General features: G+C 57.0%; 22 protein-coding genes and 1 pseudogene. 9 read left to right on the top strand and 14 right to left on the bottom strand.

The genetic code is table 11. From position 1 onward, the window contains the following. Positions 1 to 9: 9 nt before the first annotated feature. The 7 genes from addA to regB all read right to left on the bottom strand — a co-directional run bounded on the left by addA (position 10) and on the right by regB (position 11,454). The gene (addA, locus tag Q0816_RS13675; RefSeq protein ID WP_298851426.1) at positions 10 to 3,369 is read right to left on the bottom strand and encodes a double-strand break repair helicase AddA; all 3,360 of its coding nucleotides are present in this window, start codon (positions 3,367 to 3,369) and stop codon (positions 10 to 12) included. Further along, positions 3,366 to 6,290, bottom strand: a complete 2,925-nt coding sequence (gene addB, locus Q0816_RS13680) for a double-strand break repair protein AddB (RefSeq protein ID WP_298851428.1) — start codon at positions 6,288 to 6,290, stop codon at positions 3,366 to 3,368. Before addB ends, addA begins: the two co-directional genes overlap by 4 nt. Next, a complete protein-coding gene (locus Q0816_RS13685; protein ID WP_298851430.1) occupies positions 6,283 to 6,969 on the bottom strand; it encodes a nucleotidyltransferase family protein in 687 nt (228 codons plus the stop codon). Before Q0816_RS13685 ends, addB begins: the two co-directional genes overlap by 8 nt. Further along, complete coding sequence (locus Q0816_RS13690) at positions 6,966 to 7,970, bottom strand: phosphotransferase (protein WP_298851433.1); 1,005 nt, start codon at positions 7,968 to 7,970, stop codon at positions 6,966 to 6,968. The genes Q0816_RS13685 and Q0816_RS13690 overlap by 4 nt, the downstream gene beginning before the upstream one ends. Next, entirely contained in the window at positions 7,967 to 8,440 is a 474-nt protein-coding gene (tsaE, locus tag Q0816_RS13695; RefSeq protein ID WP_298851435.1) for a tRNA (adenosine(37)-N6)-threonylcarbamoyltransferase complex ATPase subunit type 1 TsaE, read from the bottom strand. The genes Q0816_RS13690 and tsaE overlap by 4 nt, the downstream gene beginning before the upstream one ends. Positions 8,441 to 8,481: 41 nt before the next feature. Next, complete coding sequence (locus tag Q0816_RS13700) at positions 8,482 to 9,990, bottom strand: PAS-domain containing protein (protein WP_298851437.1); 1,509 nt, start codon at positions 9,988 to 9,990, stop codon at positions 8,482 to 8,484. A gap of 66 nt (positions 9,991 to 10,056) precedes the next feature. Beyond that, positions 10,057 to 11,454, bottom strand: coding sequence for a sensor histidine kinase RegB (gene regB / locus Q0816_RS13705; protein WP_298851439.1), 1,398 nt, complete (start codon positions 11,452 to 11,454; stop codon positions 10,057 to 10,059). Positions 11,455 to 11,544: 90 nt separating this feature from the next. Between regB and Q0816_RS13710 the strand changes: the two genes are divergently transcribed. The 3 genes from Q0816_RS13710 (at position 11,545) to Q0816_RS13720 (ending at position 13,280) form a co-directional block, all read left to right on the top strand. Beyond that, positions 11,545 to 12,171: an SCO family protein gene (locus Q0816_RS13710; protein WP_298851441.1), complete on the top strand. Its 627-nt coding sequence runs from the start codon at positions 11,545 to 11,547 to the stop codon at positions 12,169 to 12,171. Positions 12,172 to 12,252: 81 nt separating this feature from the next. After that, the gene (locus Q0816_RS13715; RefSeq protein ID WP_298851444.1) at positions 12,253 to 12,807 is read left to right on the top strand and encodes an ActR/PrrA/RegA family redox response regulator transcription factor; all 555 of its coding nucleotides are present in this window, start codon (positions 12,253 to 12,255) and stop codon (positions 12,805 to 12,807) included. 101 nt (positions 12,808 to 12,908) lie between these two features. Continuing rightward, positions 12,909 to 13,280 (top strand): VOC family protein, encoded by a 372-nt coding sequence (locus Q0816_RS13720; RefSeq protein WP_298851446.1) that lies wholly within the window; start codon positions 12,909 to 12,911, stop codon positions 13,278 to 13,280. A gap of 66 nt (positions 13,281 to 13,346) precedes the next feature. Here the strand turns inward: Q0816_RS13720 and Q0816_RS13725 are convergent, their stop codons facing one another. Together Q0816_RS13725 and Q0816_RS13730 are read right to left on the bottom strand one after the other, a co-directional pair. Then, complete coding sequence (locus Q0816_RS13725; protein ID WP_298851448.1) at positions 13,347 to 14,057, bottom strand: GDSL-type esterase/lipase family protein; 711 nt, start codon at positions 14,055 to 14,057, stop codon at positions 13,347 to 13,349. Positions 14,058 to 14,107: 50 nt separating this feature from the next. Next, on the bottom strand, positions 14,108 to 14,701 hold the full coding sequence (locus tag Q0816_RS13730; protein WP_298851450.1) for an HD family hydrolase: 594 nt from the start codon (positions 14,699 to 14,701) through the stop codon (positions 14,108 to 14,110). 206 nt (positions 14,702 to 14,907) lie between these two features. Between Q0816_RS13730 and Q0816_RS13735 the strand changes: the two genes are divergently transcribed. From Q0816_RS13735 to Q0816_RS13750, 4 genes are all read left to right on the top strand, one after another. Then, a complete protein-coding gene (locus Q0816_RS13735; RefSeq protein WP_298851452.1) occupies positions 14,908 to 15,222 on the top strand; it encodes a hypothetical protein in 315 nt (104 codons plus the stop codon). 103 nt (positions 15,223 to 15,325) lie between these two features. After that, a complete protein-coding gene (ahcY, locus tag Q0816_RS13740; protein WP_298851454.1) occupies positions 15,326 to 16,714 on the top strand; it encodes an adenosylhomocysteinase in 1,389 nt (462 codons plus the stop codon). Positions 16,715 to 16,727: 13 nt separating this feature from the next. Next, positions 16,728 to 17,477, top strand: a complete 750-nt coding sequence (locus Q0816_RS13745; protein ID WP_298851456.1) for an extensin family protein — start codon at positions 16,728 to 16,730, stop codon at positions 17,475 to 17,477. Between the two features lie 140 nt (positions 17,478 to 17,617). Further along, positions 17,618 to 17,959, top strand: a complete 342-nt coding sequence (locus Q0816_RS13750) for a DUF2853 family protein (RefSeq protein ID WP_298851459.1) — start codon at positions 17,618 to 17,620, stop codon at positions 17,957 to 17,959. Positions 17,960 to 18,178: 219 nt separating this feature from the next. Here Q0816_RS13750 and Q0816_RS13755 read toward each other — a convergent pair whose 3' ends face one another. The 5 genes from Q0816_RS13755 to tsaD form a co-directional block, all read right to left on the bottom strand. Next, positions 18,179 to 19,492, bottom strand: a complete 1,314-nt coding sequence (locus Q0816_RS13755; protein WP_298851461.1) for a hypothetical protein — start codon at positions 19,490 to 19,492, stop codon at positions 18,179 to 18,181. 160 nt (positions 19,493 to 19,652) lie between these two features. Further along, complete coding sequence (locus tag Q0816_RS13760) at positions 19,653 to 20,075, bottom strand: EVE domain-containing protein (protein WP_298851462.1); 423 nt, start codon at positions 20,073 to 20,075, stop codon at positions 19,653 to 19,655. Further along, positions 20,075 to 20,344 (bottom strand): YciI family protein, encoded by a 270-nt coding sequence (locus Q0816_RS13765; RefSeq protein WP_298851463.1) that lies wholly within the window; start codon positions 20,342 to 20,344, stop codon positions 20,075 to 20,077. Before Q0816_RS13765 ends, Q0816_RS13760 begins: the two co-directional genes overlap by 1 nt. A gap of 1 nt (position 20,345) precedes the next feature. Further along, positions 20,346 to 21,308 (bottom strand): NAD(P)H-dependent glycerol-3-phosphate dehydrogenase, encoded by a 963-nt coding sequence (locus tag Q0816_RS13770; RefSeq protein ID WP_298851464.1) that lies wholly within the window; start codon positions 21,306 to 21,308, stop codon positions 20,346 to 20,348. Next, complete coding sequence (gene tsaD / locus Q0816_RS13775) at positions 21,305 to 22,402, bottom strand: tRNA (adenosine(37)-N6)-threonylcarbamoyltransferase complex transferase subunit TsaD (RefSeq protein ID WP_298851466.1); 1,098 nt, start codon at positions 22,400 to 22,402, stop codon at positions 21,305 to 21,307. The genes Q0816_RS13770 and tsaD overlap by 4 nt, the downstream gene beginning before the upstream one ends. A 98-nt stretch (positions 22,403 to 22,500) precedes the next feature. Between tsaD and Q0816_RS13780 the strand changes: the two genes are divergently transcribed. After that, positions 22,501 to 23,214, top strand: coding sequence for a uroporphyrinogen-III synthase (locus tag Q0816_RS13780; RefSeq protein WP_298851467.1), 714 nt, complete (start codon positions 22,501 to 22,503; stop codon positions 23,212 to 23,214). Positions 23,215 to 23,268: 54 nt separating this feature from the next. Continuing rightward, positions 23,269 to 23,478, top strand: a pseudogene (locus tag Q0816_RS13785) (hypothetical protein); the annotation flags it as partial.

A 23,478-nucleotide genomic window follows, 5' to 3' on the forward strand; every position in this document is an offset into this window, starting at 1 on the left:
AGGGGAAGGTCAAGATATCTGGGTGCGGGTCAATGCATCTGTCACAAGATCGTGTGGCAACCACATCAGGCTTGCCGTTCGGGTCCACAAAATTGCGGTACGAATGCTGTGGTCCGGATAGATCTGCGCCAGCGCCCGAGCATACGCCCCCATCTGTCGCAGCAGGCCTTCCGGGCAATCTGAAGCCCGGTTCGGAACAATGGAATTTGATTTGAAATCAATCACATGCACCTCGGTTTCGGATACGATCAGGCGGTCGGCGATCCCGTGCATCCGCCGCCCGCTCAAATCGGCAGTGATGGGCACTTCGGCCAAAGTGTCAGGTGCGAAGACGGGTTGCAAGTTTTCCGCAGTCAGCACACATGCGGCCTCATTCAAAAGCTCTTGCCGGACCGCGTCCTGCATATCGGGTAGCAACCGGGCGCATAACGCTGGCCAAAGGTCCTGTGCCGCTGTGGGAAGGTGCTCCAGCAGCAGGTGCAGGCGGGTTCCTCGCTGTTTGGCGGCGTCTTCATCCAAACCGGTATCACCGGGCAAAGATTTGGCCCCACCCAGATCCGAAGGGCTGAGCGCGCTTGCAGGCTCAACCGGTTCCGGTGCGGCGCGAAGGAATATGTCGGGCAGATCGATCCGCTCAGCGACAGCTTGAGGCTGATCGACCAAAGGCAGCGCTTCCCAATCCCCGTGGGACAAGCGTCGGACATCGGAAGTGGGCAATTGGGCTGCCCCGGCGCGCTCCATCGCCGCCTCAACCAACTGATACCAGCTGTTGCCGTCTTTCCCCAGCTCGCCGGCAGCGGCCACAATCAGCCACTTTTCAGCCCGTGTTAGAGCGACATACAGAAGCCGCAGCCGTTCATTTTCCTCGCGGTTGCGCGCCTCGTCCCGGGCCTGAGTGATCAGGCTTGGCGAAGCATCTGCCGAAACTTTCCATAACGGTGTTCCGCCAGCCACCATGATCTCGGAATCACGTGGCGGCTGGCGCCTGCCCGTATCGGGCAGAATGACGACCGGAGCTTCCAGCCCTTTTGATCCGTGCACAGTCATCACACGGATCATGTTACCGACACCGCTCATCTGCCGTTTGATTTCCAGATCATCGGTTTGCATCCAGACCAGAAACCCGGTCAAACTGGGGATATCCGTTCGCTCATACGCGAGCGCCTGAGACAACAGAGCGTTAATACCGTCTTCTGCTTCGGCCCCTAGTCGACCCAGCAGTTTTCGCCGCCCGTCATGGCGGGTCAGGATACGTTCGATTAGATCATAAGGGCGCAGAAAGTCGATCTGGCCGCGCAAATCGTTCAGTATGGCCAATGTTTCGGGGAACTCGTCCGCACGATTGCGTAACGCGGCCCAAAGGAATTGTTCCTGCCGTCTGTGCGCCAGATCGAAAAGCTGCTGTTCGGACCATCCGAACAAAGGCGATTTCAGAACCGTTGCCAGCGACAGGCTGTCTTCGGGCGTGGCCAGAAAGTTCAGCAGAGCGGCAAGGTCCTTGACCGCCAGTTCAGCACCGACCTTCAGCCGGTCCGCCCCTGCGATAGGCAGGCCTGCGGATTTGCAGGCACGGATGATTTCGGCAAACAGGTCCGAGCGACGCTGGACGAGGATCAGAAAATCCCCCGGCTGTACTTTGCGTCGAACGAAGTGACCGGGCTTGTCACCGTCTTCCGGGATCGTCTCCCCGCGTTCGATCATGGCCTTGATCGACTGCGCTACCTGCTCGGCCAGAATAACGGTGTGATGTCGGGCACCGGGCCGATCAACAGGATCGGTCCAATCGCCCTCTTCTGCATCGTCCACCTTTTCAACTACTGGCCACAGGTCGACGCGACCCGGCAGATCGGCTTTGAATGCGCGGTGCAGACTGTCCTTGTGAAACCCCGCATCTGTACGGTCTTCAAACAGGATGTCGACCAAAGACAGAATCGCGCTGGAGGACCGGAACGAATATTCCAGCGTGGAATCCCACAGTTTAGAGCCTGATTCTGTCAGCTTCCGACCAAACTCTTCCTGCATCCGGTCAAAGGCCTGCGGATCTGCTCCTTGAAATGAATAGATCGACTGCTTCTTGTCCCCAACTACAAAGATCGTGCGTTCAACCCCGGATCGGGCGCCTTCCCCGCTGGTGAATTCCTGCGCCAGTTTCTCGACCACATCCCATTGATCCGGGCTGGTGTCCTGCGCCTCGTCCACCAGAATATGGTCGATCCCGCCATCCAACCGATACAGCAACCATTCGGCCACCGCGGGGTCATTCAACACCTGCCGCGCGCGCAGGATCAGGTCGTCGAAATCCAGCCAGCCCCGCAGTTGTTTCCGTCGTTCGTATTCCGGCAGGAAAGTTGCGGCGAAATGGTGCAGAACATCGGTTTTCTGGGCGGAAACCAGTGCCAAGCGGTGTTCGCGCGACGCCTCGATCCGCAGCATGAGGGCCTCCAGTTGCGGCATCCGGTCGGCAAACGTGCCTTCGCGCAAAGCTTTGGTCGGAAAGCTGTTGATTTTGGCGGTGAATGGTTCTTTTGCTCCTTTACCGGTCAAAAACACACCTTCCAACATGGGTAAATGCGCCAATCGGGCCTCATCGAATCCAGACAGCTTCGCAGCAGCCTTGGCATTGTTGCCGCCGCTTTCAGTCAAAGCGGGCAGCATGGACTGGATCAGCTCGACCTCGCCGCCCAGAAACACCCGTCCGGCCAGAGTGGCTTCGTCAAAGCCTTCCGGTAGATCGAACCGCTTCAACAGACCGGGCCAGTCAAGAGGCTGTGTAAACAGGCTGCGCTTCTGCGTGATGGCAGCAGTCAGCTTGTCAAATCCGGTATCGGTGACAAATCGGGCGACATCCTCGATCAGCGTAGCTTGCGGGCCTTCGGCGAAATCCTCGACAATCTCTTCGCGCAACAAGGCTGCAGCGCGGTCTTCCATTTCGGAGAATTGCGGGCTGACACCGGCCTCAAGCGGGAAACGCCGTAGCAGCGAGGCGCAAAACGAATGAATGGTCTGGATTTTCAGACCTCCAGGCGTCTCGATGGCGCGGGCAAAGAGGGTGCGCGCCTGCGCTAACCTGCCCGAGTCGATTTCGCCGGATACGCCCAGATCGGTCAGTTGGGATAGCAGACCGGCATTATCTTTCATTGCCCATTGCCCGAGGCGATCAAACAACCGGTTCTGCATCTCGCTGGCAGCGGCCTTGGTGTAGGTCAGGCATAAAATATGCTGTGGCTGGGCGCCGCCCAGCAGCAAACGTGCGACCCTGTCGGTCAAAACCCGCGTTTTCCCCGACCCTGCATTGGCCGCCAGCCAGGTCGACGCATCGGGACGCGCTGCCTGCACCTGCCGCTCGGTCGCGTCGTTGCGCGGGCTCATGTCAGATCCTCGGGATGGGTTTCTGCTGTCCGGTCCCATTCACCGAACCTTGCCAGATGATCATAGTCACCGAAATCTGTGTCTTTGTGCAGCATCCGGCGGGAAGAAAACCCCTGTTCTGGCTCTAAATAGGCAGAAATCAGTTCTTTCAGCTCGGCAAGAACCTTATCAGTGGGTTCCTTGACCAAGGGCGCGGCCACCTCTTTGTAACTGCCGCCCATACCGATGAAGATGGCTTCTGCGACGTCAATCGGGTCAATGCCTTCGAATCCGCCCTGCTCTGCCATGGCAGCTTCGATCAAAAGCTGCTTATCGAATTTGGATTGCTGACTCTCGGTCGGGGGCGCACCGGTTTTGTAATCGATGATCCGCAACGCGCCGCGGCTGTTGTGATCAATTCGGTCTGCGCGTCCGACAATAGTGAAATCCAGAGGGCTCAGCACCAGCTTCATCGCAGCTTCAAACGCCACGGGCCCACCATCGCCCCGGCGCGAAAGCTCGGCGCCCAGGAAATCATCCGCGATTCGCTCCAGCCGGGCCAGCCAGAGTTTTCGGGCTGTGGGCCAGGCGACATGCAGGTCCAGCAGGTTCTGAGCGCGTTTCAGGAAATTCTCACGGGTCAGCAAAGCGACATCGAGCACGCTGTCTTTGACAAAATGTTCAAGGATTTCGTGGATCACAATGCCCCGCAGTAAGGCATCCGGGGCCTGCACAAGCGGATCCAATGGTTTCAGGCGCAGCACGTGTTTGGCATAGATGGCGTAAGGATCACGGATCAACCGTTTGATTTCAGTAACGGACAGACGGCGCGGGCGTGCTGCAACCGGAGGGCGCGGAGATGGGCGTGGCGCGGGGTCGACGCGTGGCGCGTCTTCCAGAACCTCGGACCAGTTGAGCCAGTGTTGGCCTTGGACGCGCATTCCGGCCAGCGCTTCGGGACCACCCTGCCCGGGCAAGCCCTGCAGCAGATTTGTCAGCCGGTTCAACCAGCGGGACGGCACCGTTTCGGCATCATCCGAGCGAATCGCACGGGTCAGCCAGACCTCGGGTGCGCCGACCGCCTGTTGGAAGTCATGCGCCGACAGGCCGATACGGCGTTCGGGCAGCAACAGGCCTACCTTGTCGCGCATCTGACGGTTCAGCCAAGGGTCGGGTGTTGGTGCCTCTGGCCAGCTTCCTTCGTTCAGCCCGCCGAGGATCAGCAGATCGGCACCTTGCACCCGCGCTTCGAGCGTGCCCCAGATCATGATGTGTGAATGCGGCGCATCGCGGTCACGAACCTCTTCGCCTGCAAGCAGAGCACCCAGCAGATCGGCAAAGTCATGTGCGGTCATCGGGCCGCCATGCTGCGCTTCGTCCCTGAGCGAGTTCAGAACCATCAGAGCTTTCTGGCCTGCGTTCTTGTCCCATAGCGTGCCGGTCTCACCTGAACTGCCCGCCGAAATCGCCTCGGCCAGTGTTGTGAGCCGATCTACCCAGTCGGCAAGATGCATTTCGCCGGTGATCATTTGATCGCAGAAGTGAAGTACGACCCATTTGATCCAGCTTTCGGACGCTTCTTTGCGCACTGCAAATGCCGTCAGGTTTATACTGTCCGGGAAGGGCGGGCCGTGGCGGCGTAGGTCAAGCTCCAGATCACGCGTATGCAGCAAATGGTTACCGCGTTCGCCACCATCATGGCATAGCGGGTGCTTCATCAAGGTCAGCAGCGCTTCGCCTTCCAGACGGCGCGTGAACAGGTTGGCCACATGGCGCAGAAAGCGACCGGGCGGGGACAGTTGCAGCGGCAAACCCGCACTGTCGTCCGGCACAATGTTCCACCGATCCAGCGCGGCGCTGACCTGACGGGTCAACATTCGGTCCGGCGTGATCAGGGCTGCGGTTTGACCGCATTCAGCGGCTTGCCGCAAGCGTAGGGCGATGGCCAAAGCTTCGGCACGCGGCGATTGCGCCTCGACCAGTGTCAGGTCTTTAGTGGCCTCCGGCAGATCGGTCAACCCCGGGCCTTCTGACATCCAGGCGTCGGTGATTGGAGCCGGTCGTAAAGCCAAAGATACCAGGCGGTTACGAGCAGGCGAGGGCGCTGACAGATCTGTCCAGGGGGTGATCTGATTGGGTGAAAGATCCAGTTTCTGCATCAGCTTGTGGAACCGGTATTGCGGGTGATCTTCCGAAGTCAGCGCATTGTCCAGTCCGTGCCAAACATGATCCGGCTGATCGAAATCATATCCAGGCAGCACCAGCGCGCCCTGCGGCAAGCGTGCGATGGCCTCCATCAGCATCAGAGTGGTTCCGCGTGAACCGGTGGAACCCGCCAAAATGATCGGATGTTTCGGGGGATCGACCTGCCAGCGCGCGATCAGGTTATCGACCACACGGCGTTGTCGGGCTTGTGCATCCATTGCCTGCGCGTCGGTGTCGATGAAATGATCTGCAATGCCAATAAATGCCTGCGCCCGTGCCCAATGGCCGGACATGTCGCTAACGTCCAGTTGCCGGATTGCTTCGGGTGAAACACCTTCGCCCTGCATTTCATCAATCAGTGCGGCAAGACTGTCGGACAGATCAAAGACCGAGGACCGGGCGGCCAGATCCGGCTGTTGTTCCAACAGCTTGGCCACCAGCTGCGTCAGTTCCAGACGCCGTCGCAGGGGCGGGGTGGCTTGGGGAATCTGCGCCAGATCAACGCTTTCACCCAGATCCGTGACCAAAGAAAGTCGGGGCAACAGGCAGGGCGGCCCCTGGTTGAACAGGTCGCGGACCCGCCGTTCCATTCTTCGTGTGTTCAACACCAATTGCACCCGCGCCAAGGCTTCGGGCGGGCCTGAAGAGCGTTGCCGCATACCATCGACCAATGCCTTGGGGAAATCTGTGCCGGGCGGCACGGCATAGACGCGGGGCAGGGTGCCGGGTTCAAACATCAACCAGCAAACCCTCGGCCAGGGCGATCCCTTCGGGTCGGCCGACATCGCACCAACGTCCCGGATACTCGACTGCGAAAAGGCGGCCCTGATCGCGCATCTGGTTCCAGAGCAGGTTCAAGGAAAAAGCTGTCTGTGAAAACGCGTGCAATCCGTCGGTTTTCAGGATCTGCGCACCTCCATACACTAAACCTGGTCCTCGTGTGATGCGCCCATCCTGATCGGCGGTGAAATCTCCTTCACCGGCATGACCCACGGTCTGGGCAGTTGGGACACACATCAAAAGCGCGTCCATTCGGGTTGGGTCCCATGCCTTTTGCAACAGGGACAGCGGGTTGGGACCCGACCAGATCGCATCGGTGTTCAGTGTGAATACCGGGTTGGTGGCCAGTAAGGGCAGAGCGGCCCGCAATCCACCGCCGGTTTCCAGAATTTCGGGTTCTTCGCGCGATACCGTCACCCCTTTGGGGCTGAGATGCGTTTCGAGCTGATGGGCGTGGTAATGCAGGTTCGCGACAGTGCGAACAGGGTCAATGTCTTCGACCAGATCCAATGCGTAGTCGATCAGTGGTCGCCCTGACACCTCGATCAATGGCTTGGGTTGGTCTTTGGTCAACGCGCCCATACGGGTACCAAACCCGGCTGCGAACAGCATGACGGCATACTGCGATCCGGTCATTGCGTTCTCAACCTGGCCAGGTTTTCGGGCGTGGGTCTGGGTAAAGCCTCATGCAGCAGGGACGCCACCGAAACAAGGGCAGGGTGATCCAGATCGCGCATCAGATGTGCCCAGACGGCAGGGATCATGTCCACGTAATGGGGTTTACCATAATCCGTCGCGAGGCGCGCAAAAACACCAAGGATACGGAGGTTTCTTTGTGCCCCTAATACGCTGTAAGCTGTGCGGAATTCATGGTCATCCATGCCAGACGCAGCGATGTAATGGTTGATCATCTGCATTTCGATCCCGGCCGAAACGTCGCGGCGTATGTCCTGCAGAAGAGAGACCAGATCATAGGCGGGATGCCCCAACATGGCCAACTGGAAGTCCAGCAAACCGACGCGTTTGACGCCTTCGCGCTCTGGCAACCACAACAGGTTTTCCGCGTGATAATCCCGCAGAATGACCACTTTCGAACCGGATGTTTCGCGGTGTAGAATATCCGCAAAACGGTGTTCAAACCGGCCAAGGGCGTCTGCGTCACATGCACCCAAGATGCCAGCTGCATATTTTGTGAAGGCTAGTGCAGCCAATTCCGTCATCAGGGCCGGATCATAAGACGGCAAGGACAAAGACGGCGCGTGATGCAGATGGAGCAGCACATCCGTTGCAGCGCGATACAATTCGCGTTCTTTGGTTGGGTCTTTTTTCAGTACGCGCGCAAAGAGATCGTCTCCCAGATCTTCGAGCAACAGAAAGCCGTATTGGGTATCTTCGGCGTAGATTTCCGGCGCGCTCAGGTCAACAGAACGAAGGTATTCCGCAACACGCACAAAAGGTTCGATATCGTCGCTTTTTTCGGGTGGCGCATCCATCAAAACGACAGTGCGCCCGCTGACCGGATCAGTCAGCCGTTCGTACCGGCGGTTTGAGGCATCCCCTGCAAGTGGCGCATGCGTTGCGCCGGCCCAGGGGGTATGCGCAATCAGAGCCTCGGCCAGGACCGTCCTGTTTGTCATGCGGTATTCTCCAGCTTTCCCACCCATTTCGGAGCGGACCAGGACAGGGTCACATGGCGGGAATCTATGTGATTAGGGTCTGTTTCAAAGGTCAGTTTCAATGCCGATTCAGGGGCCAACAGACCCAACTTTTCTGGCCATTCCACAAGGCAGATTGCAGCATCAAAAGCGTCGGTCAGTCCCAGTTCATCGACCTCTTCTACTGCACTCAAGCGATACAAATCGCAGTGCCAAATTTCGCCAACCGGAGTGTCGTAGGCCTGAACCAAAGTAAAAGTAGGTGAGGGAACGTCTTCGGGTTCGGGCAGAAGCGACTGAATGAGGTTGCGGGCGAAATGTGTCTTACCACTGCCAATTGAGCCTTCAAGCAGCAAAACATCGCCCGGGCCCAAAGACGCCCCGACACGCGCTGCGAATTCGGCAGTCTCGATAGGGGATTTGAAGGTCAGAGATCGGGCGGTCTGTGTCATGGCGCCACAATGAACTTGCGCCTTACTGGCTGCAACCCGGTTCAGGCGCTGATCTGTTCCCTCGCGGTGATTTTCGCGGGTTGCTCGGGCAGTGCAAACCGCACGATTGTCGCGCCGTTATGAACCGGAGTGACGGTGCAAATCACAGTGATGCCGGACCTCATCTGAATTTCAGCTGTCCATTCGGCCCGGTTGTCCCGCATTTCGACAAAATCCCGAATCTCACCCAAAATTGGTGTCGCGATGCAGTGATCCTGCCATCGTCGCGTGACGTCTGTGACTGTCTCGGTTTGAAACCCGACCTCTTGCGCGTCTTTCCAAAGCTTTTGATACGCATAGTTGGTAAAGGCCAGGGTACCGTCATCGGCAAAAACGGCGATTGAATCCACCAGTTTGTCCAGGATCGACTGCATCAGATCCATTTCAGCCCGGAAGCGACGCGTCAGTGTAATTTCTGCGGTAATATCCTCGAATAGAAAGGCCACCGCACCATCCGGATGAGGTCGGCCACTGACAGAATAGACCGACCCGGATGGCAGTGACCACGTCTCATGATAGTTTCCATCTTCCGCTGCTTCGAGAAGATCGTTCATCTGACGCCGCCAACTTCGGTAGTTCTTGGGTTCCGGCATCATGTGCTGATCCCGCAAACGGTCGAAGAAACTGCTGAGGCCGGGACGACAGCTGAGGAAATCAGGGGGCAGGGTGGTCAGGTCGATCAGGGCCGGGTTGAACAGGGCCAATTGACGATTGCGGTCAAAAATGGCGAGGCCGATGGACAATTGTGCGAACGTCTTGGTCATGGTCTGCACGAATTTGCGCTGGACGGTTTCGGCTTCGACAATCGCGTTGATATCAACGGCGTAACACAGGTGACCATTTTCCTGTTCGATCTGCGTCAAATCGAACCATAGTTTGTTGCTGCTACCTGACACATCCACCGATACCCGTGCTTTTCCGGCAGATCTCGCGGTTTCCTCGGGACCTGAGAATAGAGGCGCAGTCAGATCGGCGTCCTGATCACGTGCCTTACGAACAAGCGTGACATAGGCAGCGTTGCACCATTGCACCTGATTGTTGTGATCCAGTAACCAAACCGGATAAGGGGCCTGATCCATGGCCAGACGGGTTGGTTCGCTCGCGGCACCCGATCCTGCGGTGGTGGTCTTGACGTGCTCGCAAACACGCACGCGGACGATACCGTCAATCCACTCACACACCACCTTGCGTTCGACGGTGCAGTCTATGGCGGAAACCACAAGATTGCCCTGATCACGCACCATGTCCGGAGTTTCGGGGAAAGTGGGGAAATCCCTTTGCAGCAGGCGCCGCAAGTCCAGCCAGTTTTCAACATGCTCGAATCCGGCCAGCGCGATATCGGAATGGCTGATCAGCTGGTCGCCATCGAACAGGAACACGACATCGAACAGAGAAGTGTTTGAAAACAGACCAAAAGCCGCGTCGCGCTGTGCCCGGCGCGGCAACAGCCATTGAACGGCAAAACAGCACGAAACAAGACTGATCGCGGCCAGAATGATCCAATCGGCCATCAAACTCCCCAAGGCTTAACGAAATCCGGGCCGACTATGGGCGCGATTGGTTAACGGTCTCTTAATTCACACCTGAATGCGTTTGTTCGTACCCGAAGGCACCGGAGTGTCGCCTTTTTGCGCGTCTATCAATTTGCGAGGCCAGGACACTTTGACAATTGCTCCGCGTCGGTTCGGGTTGTCGGTCAGGTGCTGATAAGGGTCTGAACCATTGGCGAATTCGAGCTCGGCGCCGCTGCGTTCCAGCAGGGTTTTGGCGATGAACAACCCCAGGCCCATCCCTTCATATTCCGGGCGGGCTCTTTGGTCGGATTCAGCCCGTCTGCGGCGCATAAAGGGATCACCGATACGTCCGATCATGTGGGACGGGTATCCCCGACCGTCATCCATGATGCTGACTGTGATCCTGCTGTCGGTCCACTCGGCCTCGACCCAGACATTTGCACGGGCAAAGTCGACAGCGTTCTGGATCAAGTTGCGCAGCCCGTGGATGATCTCGGGTTTTCGCAAGATCGAGGGCTGCTGCACATCCCCGTCCTGCGCTGGGCCTTCGGAAAAATGAACAACCTTGCCTCGTCCCACATGTGGTTCGGCCGCTTCGTTCACCACTGTCGAAAGCGGAGCCTGCCGCAGATGCAGATCATCTTTGCCGGCGCGGCCCATATCGCGCAGAATGTCACGGCAACGATCGGCCTGTTCTCGGATCAAGGCGGCGTCTTCCTTCAGTTCGGGACGTTCGTCCAGTTCTTCGATCAGTTCCGCACTGGTCAGTTTTATCGTCGCCAACGGCGTGCCCAGTTCATGCGCGGCGGCTGCAACAACGCCGCCCAGATCGGTCAGCTTCTGTTCGCGCGCCAAAGCCATATGCGTTGCAGCCAGGGCTTCAGACATGGACTGGACCTCGGAGCTGACGCGATGGGAATAGGCCCCGATGAAAACGATGGCGATAATGATGGCGGCCCAATTGCCGAAAAGCAGGATGGCCGGAATATCCAAAACAAGCCCCAGACTGGTCCGCAACGGAAGATGAAATTCTGCCAGAACTGTTGTCAGAACAATCGCGACGGCTCCGACAATCAGAGTTGACCGCGTGCTCATGACATTGGCTGAAATTGTGACGGGCCCCAGCAGAAGCAGCGCAAACGGGTTATTCAGCCCGCCCGTCAGATACAGCAGAATTGACAGCTGCAGCAGGTCGAACAGAACCATCAGGAAGTTTTCAAACTCGGTCAGGCGCTTGTTTTGCGGAAACAGCAAAATGGCAGTCAGATTGCCCATGACTGAAATTCCGATGGCCAGATAACACAGGCCAAGTTCCAGCTGAACGTCATAGTATCTTTGGGCAACGGTGATCGCGGTGAACTGGCCAATAATGGCAACCCAGCGCAACAGGATCAGTGTTCGCAGGCGAATCCAGCCGCTCCGTTCCTGCCCGCGCCAAAAAGTCTGATTGGATTCTGCCATGGGCTGCTTATGTCCTGTTGCATCGGCTGTTCATCTTGATAAGTGTCCCGGTCGAAACGATCAACAACCCCTTGTGACCGGAATATCCAAATGACCCGCCTATACGCAATTCTTGCAGCAGTTGTTCTGGTCATTGGCCTTGGTGCTATGTGGCTTATGACGCGCGGCAGCGAATCCGGTGACCAGTTCGCGCAATGCCGGTCCACCCAGATCGCAGGTGGGGCTGCTGCTATTGGCGGACCGTTCGAATTGTTGAACGGCAAGGGTGAGGCGGTGACAGATAAAGACGTGATCACCGAACCGACGCTGGTTTATTTCGGTTATACGTTCTGCCCCGATGTCTGCCCTTTCGACATGTCGCGCAACGCCGAGGCCGTCGATATTCTGGCTGAACGCGGGCAATCGGTGACACCGCTGTTCATCTCAATTGATCCGGATCGCGACACGCCCGAAGTGATGGCCGACTATGCCTTTAACCTTGGCGGTAAGACCATCGCGCTGACCGGATCGCCTGAGCAGGTCAAGGCCGCAAGCAAGGCTTACAAGACCTATTACAAGGCACATGACAAAAGCGATGAATACTATCTGGTAGATCATTCCACCTTTACATACCTGGTCACACCGGAAGATGGGTTTCTGGAATTCTTCAAGCGCGATGACACGGCCGGGCAGATGGCAGACAAGGTTGGGTGCTTTCTGGATCAGGCCGCGTCCTAACAAGGTTGTTTGACCTTTGTTCCCGCGCTGCTATTACTCGTGGTCAAGCCAAAGGCATGAAATAGCGGAAAGACCTAACATATGGCAGACACCCCTCAGCTTGACATCGGCCCTGATAAATCCCTGCTTTTGGTTGATGATGACGAGCCGTTTCTGAGACGTTTGGCCAAGGCCATGGAAAAACGCGGGTTCGAGGTCGAAACCGCAGGTTCCGTTGCCGCAGGCCGCGCCATATCCACCGCTCGACCTCCTGCATATGCTGTAGTTGATCTGCGGCTTGAGGATGGCAACGGCTTGGATGTGGTTGAAGTGTTGCGCGAAAAACGCCCCGACAGCCGGGTTGTTGTTCTGACCGGTTACGGAGCGATAGCTACTGCGGTAGCCGCCGTGAAGATAGGTGCGACCGATTATCTGTCGAAACCAGCCGACGCGACTGACATCACCAACGCGCTGCTGGCAAAGGGCGACGAACTGCCCCCACCACCGGAAAACCCCATGAGCGCGGATCGTGTGCGGTGGGAGCATATTCAGCGGGTCTATGAGCTGTGCGACCGGAATGTCTCGGAAACCGCGCGGCGATTGAACATGCACCGCCGGACGTTGCAGAGGATTTTGGCGAAGCGTAGCCCGCGGTGAACCTATAAAACTTTCGATGACGGTTAAGTGATTTGTAACCTTGGGTCTTGTCCGGGACTGTTCGGTCTGTCTCAAATCTCAATTCAGAACAGGAAGTTGCTATGATCGGATATGTAACCGTTGGTGTCTCAGACATGGAGCGCGCTAAGGATTTTTACACCAACCTTTTCGCGGACAAGGGTGCGAAAGTTGTTCTAGACGCGGGTCGGATCGCATTCATCGGAAACACGCCCGACGCGCCGATGCTTGCGGTGTGTGAACCTTACGACGGCAACGCCTGCGCCGTCGGGAATGGTGCCATGGTGGCCTTTGCCGCCGAGTCCAAGGACGACGCCAAGGATCTCTATGACAAAGCAATCAGCCTAGGCGCTGTGGATGAAGGCGAACCCGGCCAACGTGTCCCTGACAGGTTCTATGGCGCGTATGTGCGCGACCCGGATGGCAACAAGTTGTGTTTCTACATCTTTGGTTGAGCCGCGGCGACTGCAAACCCCATACAATCTCTAAATTGCACGCCGAACAGCACCAGTATTATCCATTCATGGATGCTGCGGCGGGCATGAAATTTCAGCGCAGAGCTGCTGAGCCAGATGACGGTATCCAATGGCATTGGGGTGCAACCCGTCTGATGTCCAATCCGCAGTGTTTTCACCGTACCCGTCCGGCGGAGCCAGAAAAGTGCAATTGGCCATATCCTGACAGGTTTGTTGTGCGGCGGTGTTGAAGGCGGTTCGAAACGCCTCGTTTTCTGTGCTCCAGGATGCGGCGGTGACAGGCAGAACGGCGCGCCAGATCAACCTGTCGGCGGGTCTGAACACGTTTGCCAGCTGGGCAACGTATCCCAGAATCTCTTCCGGGGGTGTGTCCGTCAGGGCGTCATTGACCCCTATCCCCAGATACCATGTCGGGACATGCGCGATCAATTCCGGTTTGACCCTTGCGATCAGTCCTGGCGCGGTGTCGCGGCTGATCCCAAGATTCATCGTGTTTGGCATGATGTTGCTGGTCAACCATCCCTCGATGATTGAATCACCAATAAAGGCAATCTGAATATCGGGTGAAGCCAACGCCTGAGAAATCGGCCGCTCGTGCAGCCAGATCATACGCTTGTAGTGATCGGTTTCCGTGACCGGAACATGCGTCCCGGTGAGTTTGCGGACCGCTTTCGAAAGATACCCGGATTTGACCAAAACGGCTGCAAGAGCGAGGATGAGAACCAGATTGGCAGCAAGCAAGATCCGTTGTTTCATACTTGTATCACCATCTCTTTTAGCAGCTCAGTTCATCCTGACACCGCCATTTACACTTGCACGATCAGTTCTGCATGCCGCGCTGTATAGGCGTGCCGCACCTCGACAGGAGCGCGCAGCGTGATCTGTAACCCTGCCATGACCGCCTTGTCCGGACGACCAAAGAATTTGGTGGCCTCGGCCTCGGAAAAGCCTGCGATTTGTGTGGCCTCCATCCAGGCACTGATCTTGTCGGCCTTCTTAATCTGGCGTTTTACGGTTGCCGGTACTTGCGCAGGCAGGCCAAACCGGATGTGGATCGCCGCCGCCAGACGGTCATCCAATGCGCCATAGTCTGGGCCGACCGCTGATTTCACCGGTGAAATCATGTCACCGATCACATATTCCGGCGCGTCATGTAACAGGGCGGCCAATTGCCATTTCGCGGGTGCTTTGGGGGCAATGCGGCCGAAAATCTCTTCAACCAAAAGCGAATGTTCGGCTACTGAATAGGCGAAATCGCCGTTTGTCTGACCGTTCCAACGGGCGACAAAGGCCAGACCATGCGCGATATCTTCGATCTCGATATCCACCGGGGTCGGGTCCAGCAGGTCCAGCCTGCGGCCCGACAGCATCCTCTGCCATGCTCTGGGTTGTGTTGCCATTCTGCCATGCCTTGTGAAGTTGGACACGTTCAATTCGCGTTTTTATGGTATGATGTACCTGTCTGGATCACATGCTGCCAACATTTTCTTGAGCATTCGTGCTTTGAAACGGTGCGTTACGATCCCGACATCAAGGACTGAGGGGGGTGCGTACTCCTCCCAGTGTGCCCCTCTCGAACTGAAACACGTATCGAAAGGAGCATCCTATGTTCAAACGTTTATTTGCTATTGCCCTGACCTTCGGAATGGCCGCCACTGCCCCGCCAGCCTTTGCCCAGAATTGTGCAGAGCGTGATAACATCATTGCCAAATTGCAGGACAGCTATGCCGAGGAACTAGCCTTTGGCGGCCTGCAAAAAACACGTGGTGCACAAGCGGTATTGGAGGTTTGGACCTCGAAAGAAACGGGAAGTTATACCGTTTTGGTAACCAATGCGAACGGAATCAGTTGTATTGTCGCCGTTGGCACCGATTTTTTTGAAGCGATACCAAAGATAAGAATTGAAGGCACACCAAGCTGATATCAGCCATCTAGCTTCTAAAACCAGTCTTCAAAGTTGCCACCTGCCCCAAGGAATGCTAGGGGCAGCCGGGACTGTGATTTACCGGAAAATGGAGCACCTGATGGCCGGGGACTATATCGTTAAAGACATTTCATTGGCTGAGTTTGGCCGCAAAGAGCTGGACATTGCCGAAACCGAGATGCCGGGCCTGATGTCCCTGCGCTCGGAATACGGCGAAAGCAAACCTCTGGCGGGGGCCCGCATTGTTGGTTCGCTGCACATGACCATCCAGACAGGGGTTCTGATCGAAACGCTGGTGGCGTTGGGTGCGGATGTGCGCTGGGCGTCATGCAACATCTTCTCGACCCAAGACCATGCGGCCGCTGCGATTGCCGAGGCTGGTATTCCCGTTTTCGCCATCAAGGGCCAGACGCTGGAAGAGCACTGGGATTACCTGGACAAGTCGTTCATGTTCGAAGATGGCCCGAACATGATCCTGGACGATGGCGGCGATGCAACGCTGTACATCCTTTTGGGTGCTCGTGCCGAAGCGGGTGAGGACGTCATCCCGGTTCCGGGTTCCGAAGAAGAAGAGGTGATCAAGAAGCAGATCGCCAAGCGTATGGCGGCCAGCCCTGGCTGGTTCACCAAGATGCGTGACCAGATCCAAGGCGTGTCCGAGGAAACAACCACTGGCGTGAACCGCCTGTATCAGCTGGTGAAAGAAGGGCATCTGCCGTTCCCGGCGATCAACGTAAACGACAGCGTCACCAAGTCGAAATTCGACAATAAATACGGCTGTAAAGAATCGCTGGTCGACGGTATCCGCCGCGCCACCGACACCATGATGGCCGGCAAGGTTGCAGTTGTCTGCGGTTACGGTGACGTGGGCAAAGGCTCGGCTGCCAGCTTGCGCGGTGCAGGTGCCCGCGTGAAAGTGACCGAAGTCGACCCGATCTGCGCGCTGCAGGCCGCAATGGACGGTTTTGAAGTGACCCTGTTGGAGGACGAACTCGCCAACGCGGATATCTTCATCACCACCACCGGCAACAAGGATGTGATCCGCATCGAGCATATGCGCGCGATGAAGGACATGGCCATCGTTGGCAACATCGGTCACTTCGACAACGAAATTCAGGTGGCCAACCTGAAGAACCACAAATGGACCAACATCAAGGAACAGGTGGACATGATCGAACTGCCCTCGGGCAATCGTTTGATCCTGCTGTCCGAAGGCCGTTTGCTGAACCTGGGCAACGCCACTGGTCACCCGTCCTTCGTGATGTCGGCTTCGTTCACCAACCAGGTTCTGGCGCAGATCGAACTGTTCACCAAAGGTGATCAGTACGAAAACGACGTCTACATCCTGCCCAAGCATCTGGATGAAAAAGTGGCTCGTCTGCATCTGGACCGCATTGGCGTGAAACTGACCCAGATGGATGCAGATCAGGCTGCGTATATCGGCGTGAAGCCGGAAGGTCCGTACAAGCCGGAACACTACCGCTACTGATCGCCGTCTGATTATGACGCAGAACTCTGGACGCCGCCGGTTTGTTTACTCGGCGGCGTCTTTCATTTTCAGGCTTGTGGCTGTGGCGACCCTGTTGGGCGGTGGTGTTTGGTGGGTGTTGGCGCACCCCGAAACGCCTGTGCCATCGCATTGGAACCCAGTGCGCGATCTGAAAGTGACCGCCCCGATCACACCAGTGACAAAATTTCAGCTGAACCGCGCCCTGGCGGATGATGTTCAGTGCCGGGCCGCTTTGGCGGAAGCCGGCGTTCATTTCGCAGCGAAGGAGGATCTGGTTGTCGATCAGAACTGCGGCATAACCGGACGGGGTGTTCTGTCCCGGTTGGTGACATCACGGATCGAGAATGTTGAAACCAGTTGCACCACCACCTTGCGCCTGACCATGTGGGAGCACCACGTCGTGCAAACCGCTGCGCGGGACCTGCTTGGGACTGACATTACCCGAATGCGCCACGTCGGCAGTTACAATTGCCGTCGCATGCGCACCGCGCAGGGCCAAGACAATGGGTGGAGCAGCCATGCTCGCGCGGACTCAATCGATATCATTGGGGTGGATACCGGTGATGGTCGGACGCTGACCTTGTTATCCGACTGGCAGGGTGCAGGACCAGAGGCAGCGTTTCTGCGGCAGATCTGGCGCGGAGCCTGTGGCTGGTTCAGTGTGGTTCTTGGCCCTGATTTCAACCGTTTGCATGCGGACCATTTCCACTTGCAAGGCCCCGGCTGGGGGTATTGCCGTTGATTTTGCCGACAATAAAATTTCTGAGTTTGGTTGAGGGGGAGAAATCGTGGATTTTTTTCCTTTTAGAAAAACCCTGGACGCGGCTACTCTTTCGGCCATCGGTGAAAAGTACCGGATCAACGGATTAAGGAGACTAGGATATGGGCAAGCGCGACGATCTGATTGCCAAATACGCGGAAGACCTAAAGAACAAATGCGGTGTGGATCCCGATATGGACCTGCTGACCAAGGTCACCATTGGTTGTGGTCCGGCGATCTATGACGCAGATGCGGCGACTGTTGCGGCCAGCCAGGACTCCGAACTCGAAACCGTCAAAAATAACTTCCTGATCAAGAAGCTGGGTCTGGCCGACGGTCCCGAGCTGATGGAAGCGATCAGCAAAGCCATGGAAACCTATGGCATGTCCGAGCGTAACAAATACCGCGCGGTGGTTTACTACATGCTGACGAAACATTTCGGCAAAGAAGCCGTTTACAGCTGATCTGGCTTTGGTTTCTTGCTGCGCCCGCTGACTTTTTGGCGGGCGTTTTTGATTTGAATTGAAATTTAGGGACTTGGCGTTTGAAACGCAGGGCTCGGTTGGGCTAAGTTCAATTTGTGACCAGGACGGTCAGAACCAGATATTTCCATACGCGTGTGGTGAGTAGGGAGCACGCGGGGGTAGGGAAGGTTCTGAATCGTCAGGGCCTTCCCTAAATTCTCATCTAAGCTCGTTAAGAATGCGCGCAATGAATTTATCGAATTCCGTGGGCTGAGGGTCCGAACTCCTACGTGGGCCGCTTCCGCTGCCTGCCAGATACACTTCTATTCGTCCCGGGCGGGTTTTGCTGCCCGAGCTTGTAAAATCCCGTGCAACTCCGCCAAGTATATCAGCCGCCAGGGCCGCGTTTCCCGCATCATCCGGGTGATAATACCGAACTTGCGTCTGTTTGACCCGGAAGCCAACGCGAGCTGTTGCGACTACTGTTGCCCGCCCTTGCGTGAGCAGATCTAAAGCTCGGCTGCTGGCATCTTGCGAAACTCTTGACGGAACAAAAAGAGAGACTTCCAGGTCAATCGGGGATTGCGCAGGCGGGAGCGGTTTAATTTCTGCATAATATGGGACCGCAGCGATGGTGATCTCTTGCGGGATGGGATCAAAGTTTGGCAGAGATATTGGCAAGATACTGTTCTTGTTCAACGGGTTAGGTTGCCGAATGGGCAGCAAAACAGGAACCGAAAGCAAGGGTTGAACATCCGAAGGGTTGTAAGTCGACAATGCCGGTTCGAGCTGTGCTGGAATGAAGACCGCCGGTGGCATCGAAGACAATTCCGGTTCCAGTTCCGGAACCTGTGGTACAGGTTCCGGTATCTGTTTGTCTTCTGAACTCGAAACGCTCTTTGCGGGTGCTGGCGCAGTTACAGCTGCCTCAACCAGGACATTCGGATCGTCAGGTGTGCTATTGATCGCATCCTCAGGATCACTGACATGTGGCGGGTTGGAAACGGGCCCGGCCTCAGGTTCATCCGAACCGGTAAGAATGCCCGCTGAAATTGTTTCCTTCTGATCCGTTGGATTCGCATGTTCGGCTGCGGGCGTTCTGTCAGAAAGCAGTTCCTCGATTTCCGGAAGGTTTTCGGAGGATGTGTTCAGGCTTGCTGGATCCTCTCCGTCTGTGGAACGCCAATCGCCGACAAATTTTGCCACCGCCCATTGCAGGAAGGCCCCACAGACCAGGGCGGCAAGTATCATAGCTGTTCGATTTATTGGCTTTTTCCGGGCCTGAGGTTCGTCCAGATGCAGCGAACGAACACGGTCGGAAATGATTTCTTCGATTTCGGGCTCGTCCGGCGGCGGCTTATTCTCAGTCTCAGACGATATCAACTCGGGTTCTTCACGCACCTCTTCTGGCGCTCTGGCGAGGATCGCCGCGCGCTTTTCACGCGCCTCTTTCAGGCGCGATTCCCAGGTTTGTGATGTCTTCGCAGCAACGGCGTCTTCGAGTGTCCCACCGCTGCCTTCGTTGTCAGGCATGGGTTCATACTTTCCAGAATGACCGAACTCTATTCGAACACCGCCAAATGTCTACGATTGCAGAAAACGCTCTCGACAAGTCCCCACTCGGCAAAGCCCACGGAAAGATAACATTTTGTCAGGCATTTGAGAAGTTTTGCGCCTGAGCGAGATCTTTAAATCAATCAGGCTGCGTCCCGCCCAAGGCGCAGATCACGGTCCACTCGTATTCCGTTACGGGTTGCACAGATAGGCGGGAATTCTTCACCAACACCATGTCCGACAACCTCTCGTCACTCTTGATTTGGTCCAGCGTTACAGGTTTTGAAAAGGGCCGCAGGGCTTTGATATCCACACATTCCCACCGCTCGTCGTCAGTGGTGCTGTCGGGATGGACCTCGGCGCAGACCTCGACAATCCCAACCACCGATTTGTCCTTTTGCGAATGGTAGAAGAACCCCCGATCCCCAAGAACCATCTGACGCATGAAATTACGTGCTTGATAATTACGCACGCCGTCCCATTCCTCGCCCGTGTCGCCCTTTGCCACTTGCTGATCCCAACTCCAGGTCGAGGGTTCGGATTTGAACAGCCAATATGCCATCAGCCGATCACCTTCTTCCATGGGATCAGTTCAGCCGATTGGAACAATCCCGCCTTTGCATAGGGGTCGGTATCGGCCCAGACCTGGGCGGCCGCCAAATCTTCGACGTCGAGGATAATCAACGAGCCGATCATTGTGTCACCGTCCAGAAGCGGTCCGGCCTGAGATACCACACCAGTTTCCTCAATATAGCCCAGGTGGGCTGAGCGGTTGTCCAGTCTGGTTTGCAGTGCGCCGGGTTTGTCACGGGCAATGAGGGCGATCAGCATGTTATTCCTCCTTGAGGGGTCTGTTGAGCAAGGTTTGGATGGCTTCGGTCACACTGTAAGCGCCGTGGCTCAGATCCGCCACTGTTGCGCTGATGGGCATATCCAGCCCTTCCTTGGTGGCTATTTCAGACATGGCGCGGGCAGTGGCGACACCTTCGACCGTTGTGTGACGATCGAAAGGCCGGTTCAGACCCAAACTTAGGCCAAAACGATAATTTCTGGACAGGTCTGAGGAGCAGGTCAGCACAAGATCTCCAAGCCCGGACAAACCCATCAATGTGTCAGAACGCGCGCCGCGCATGGCGGCAAAACGTTGCATTTCCGCAAAACCGCGTGTCATTAACGCTGCTCGGGCACTGTCACCCAAGGCTGCGCCGATTGCAGCCCCGCAACCGATGGCGATGACATTCTTCAGCGCACCGCCAAGTTCAGCCCCGATCGTGTCTGTGGTTCGATAGAGACGCAGGTTCGCAGTGGTCAGTTCAGCCTGCAGCGCTTTGCCAAGATCCAAATCATCGCAAGCCAGCGTCAACGCAGTGGGCAAGCCGCGCGCGATGTCATCGGCAAAACTTGGCCCTGTCAGCAAAGCGATGCGGGCATCCGGGATAATGTCCTTGATGACGGCAACAGGTCCGAGGCCAGAGGAAAGCTCAATCCCCTTGCAGCAGGCCACCAATGTTTTGCCACACAGCCTTGGGGCATGGTCTTGCAAAGCCCGGCGCAATTGCTGCATCGGCACGGCCACGAGGACTGTCTCAGCCTTGGTCGCCTCTGCGATGTCGTCGGTTACGGCGATATCTTCGGGCAAGGCTATACCGGGCAAGCGAGCGGAGTTTTCACGCGTCTCATGCATCTGCTGCGCCTGATTGGCGGTCCTAGACCACAGCGTCACCGGCCCGCGCCCTGCCAGCGAGATTGCCAGAGCCGTGCCAAAGGCACCGGAACCTAGAACTGATAAGCTCATGCCTTGGCCCCTTTCTTGCCACTGCCCAGCATCGACGGGCTTCGTTGATCCAGTGGCCAGCGGGGACGGGCGGTCAGGTCCAACCCGTCGCGCGCGCCGGCGCGAAAACGTTCAAGGCCCGCAAAGGCAATCATCGCGGCATTATCCGTGCACAACGCCAGCGGAGGTGCCGTGAACCTGGTTCCTTTTTCGACGCATACAGATTCTATTGCGAATCGAATGGCCGTATTGGCAGCCACCCCTCCGGCAACGGCAATCACGGGATTAATCGGGTTGAGTTCCAGATACAGATCAATCGCACGCCGGGTTTTCTCGGCCAGTGTGTCCACAATGGCCTGTTGGAAGCCTGCGCACAGATCCGCGCGATCCTGACGGGTCAGGCCGCCGTTGTCGGCCACAATCTGGTCGCGCATCCGCATCAACGCAGTTTTCAATCCTGAGAAAGACAGGTCGCACCCCGGCCGGTCCAGCAGGGGCCTGGGAAAGCGCAAGCGTTTGGGATCGCCCGCTCGTGCCTCGGCCTCGACCGAAGGGCCGCCGGGTTGTGGCAGGCCGAGCAGGCGGGCTGTCTTGTCGAACGCCTCGCCTGGTGCATCGTCGATGGTGCCACCAAGGCGCGTGAAATGCTCGGGCCCGTGCGCGATCAAGTATTGGCAATGGCCGCCCGACACCAGAAGCATCAGATAGGGAAAGGCAATTCCGTCCGTCAACCGCGGTGTCAATGCGTGACCCGCAAGGTGATTGACGCCGACCAGTGGCAGGCCGGTCCCCGCGCTGATCCCTTTGGCGCACATGACGCCAGACATGACCCCTCCGATCAGACCCGGCCCGGCTGTGACGGCAATGGCGTCCAGGTCACGCAGTGACAGGCCAGCGGAATCGAGCGCTTGCACGACGCAGACATCCAGCTTTTCTGCATGCGCCCGGGCTGCGATCTCGGGCACGACACCGCCAAATGCACTGTGCAGGTCGGTTTGGCCATGCACAATTGATGACAGGATTTCAGCCTCGGCACCTTCTGTTTGGCGCACGACAGCTGCGGCCGTGTCGTCACAGCTGCTTTCCAGACCCAGTACCGTAAGTGTTTGCACCATCACCCTGATCCGTTGCATCATGATCTTACGGCGGGGTATCACCCTGCGCGGATGCAAACAATCCTGAAGGGCCAAGGCGGCACACGTTGTATTTGTTGATGACCCGCCCGCGCGCAGCCTCAGAAAGGTTCGTCGCGCAGTTGCCGACCCGCGTCAAATCCCGGGTTCAGGTCATCTATTCTCCGGTTATGGAGATTCGGCCTACGGCGGATGCAATAGAGGTCGGAGGTGTGCAGGGATTGATCTTTACTTCGGCCAATGCAGTGAATGCGGCGGCCTCAAAAGGCGTAGACCGCAATCTGCCCGCTTTTTGCGTCGGTCCTGTGACGACCGGTACGGCGAAAGGCTTTGGCTGGCGGGCCAAGATGGTCGGAGCCACGGCAGAGGAACTGGTAGGACATCTGCTGAAGTGCCGGCCCGAAACCCCACTTTTGCATCTTCGTGGTCAGCACACACGGGGTGACGTTGCCGGTCGGTTGACCGAATCCGGACTGACCGTGCGGGAACAGCCGGTCTATCAACAAAGGTTGTTGCCGCTAACATCCGAGGCGAACGGGGCTGCTGACGGGAAATTGCCGATAGTCGCACCGCTTTTTTCGCCGCGTTCGGCGCGACATTTTGCCGATGTTTGGGTTGGATCTGCGCCTCTTTGGCTTGCGGCAATCAGTCAGGCCACGGCCGATCCCCTTTATTCTTTGGACTATGCACGTCTTAAGATCGCGAAAGAGCCGACGCCCCAGAAAATGCGTAAGGCTGTTAAAAAGCTTGTGAAACATGTGTTGCGGGTTGAGGGCGGCGTGGTCCCCGACTAACTTAACCTGGGCTGTTATTCATCTGAATTTGGATTCGATAAGGGGAATATTGCGGTGGCTGGTAAGAAGAAAACCGAAAACAAGCCGGTGGAAGACCCCAAGGCGGATGACGTCGTCGAAACCGAACGGCAACAGGAAGATACGCCTGTTGACCCGACTGAGCCTGTAAAAGAGGACCATTCCGAAGCCGAAGCCGAAGCCGAAGCCGAAGCCGAAGCCGAAGCCGAAGCCGAAGCCGAAGCCGAAGCCGAAGCCGAAGCCGAA

It is taken from the genome of uncultured Ruegeria sp., from assembly GCF_947497005.1.
Classification (GTDB): Bacteria; Pseudomonadota; Alphaproteobacteria; order Rhodobacterales; family Rhodobacteraceae; genus Ruegeria.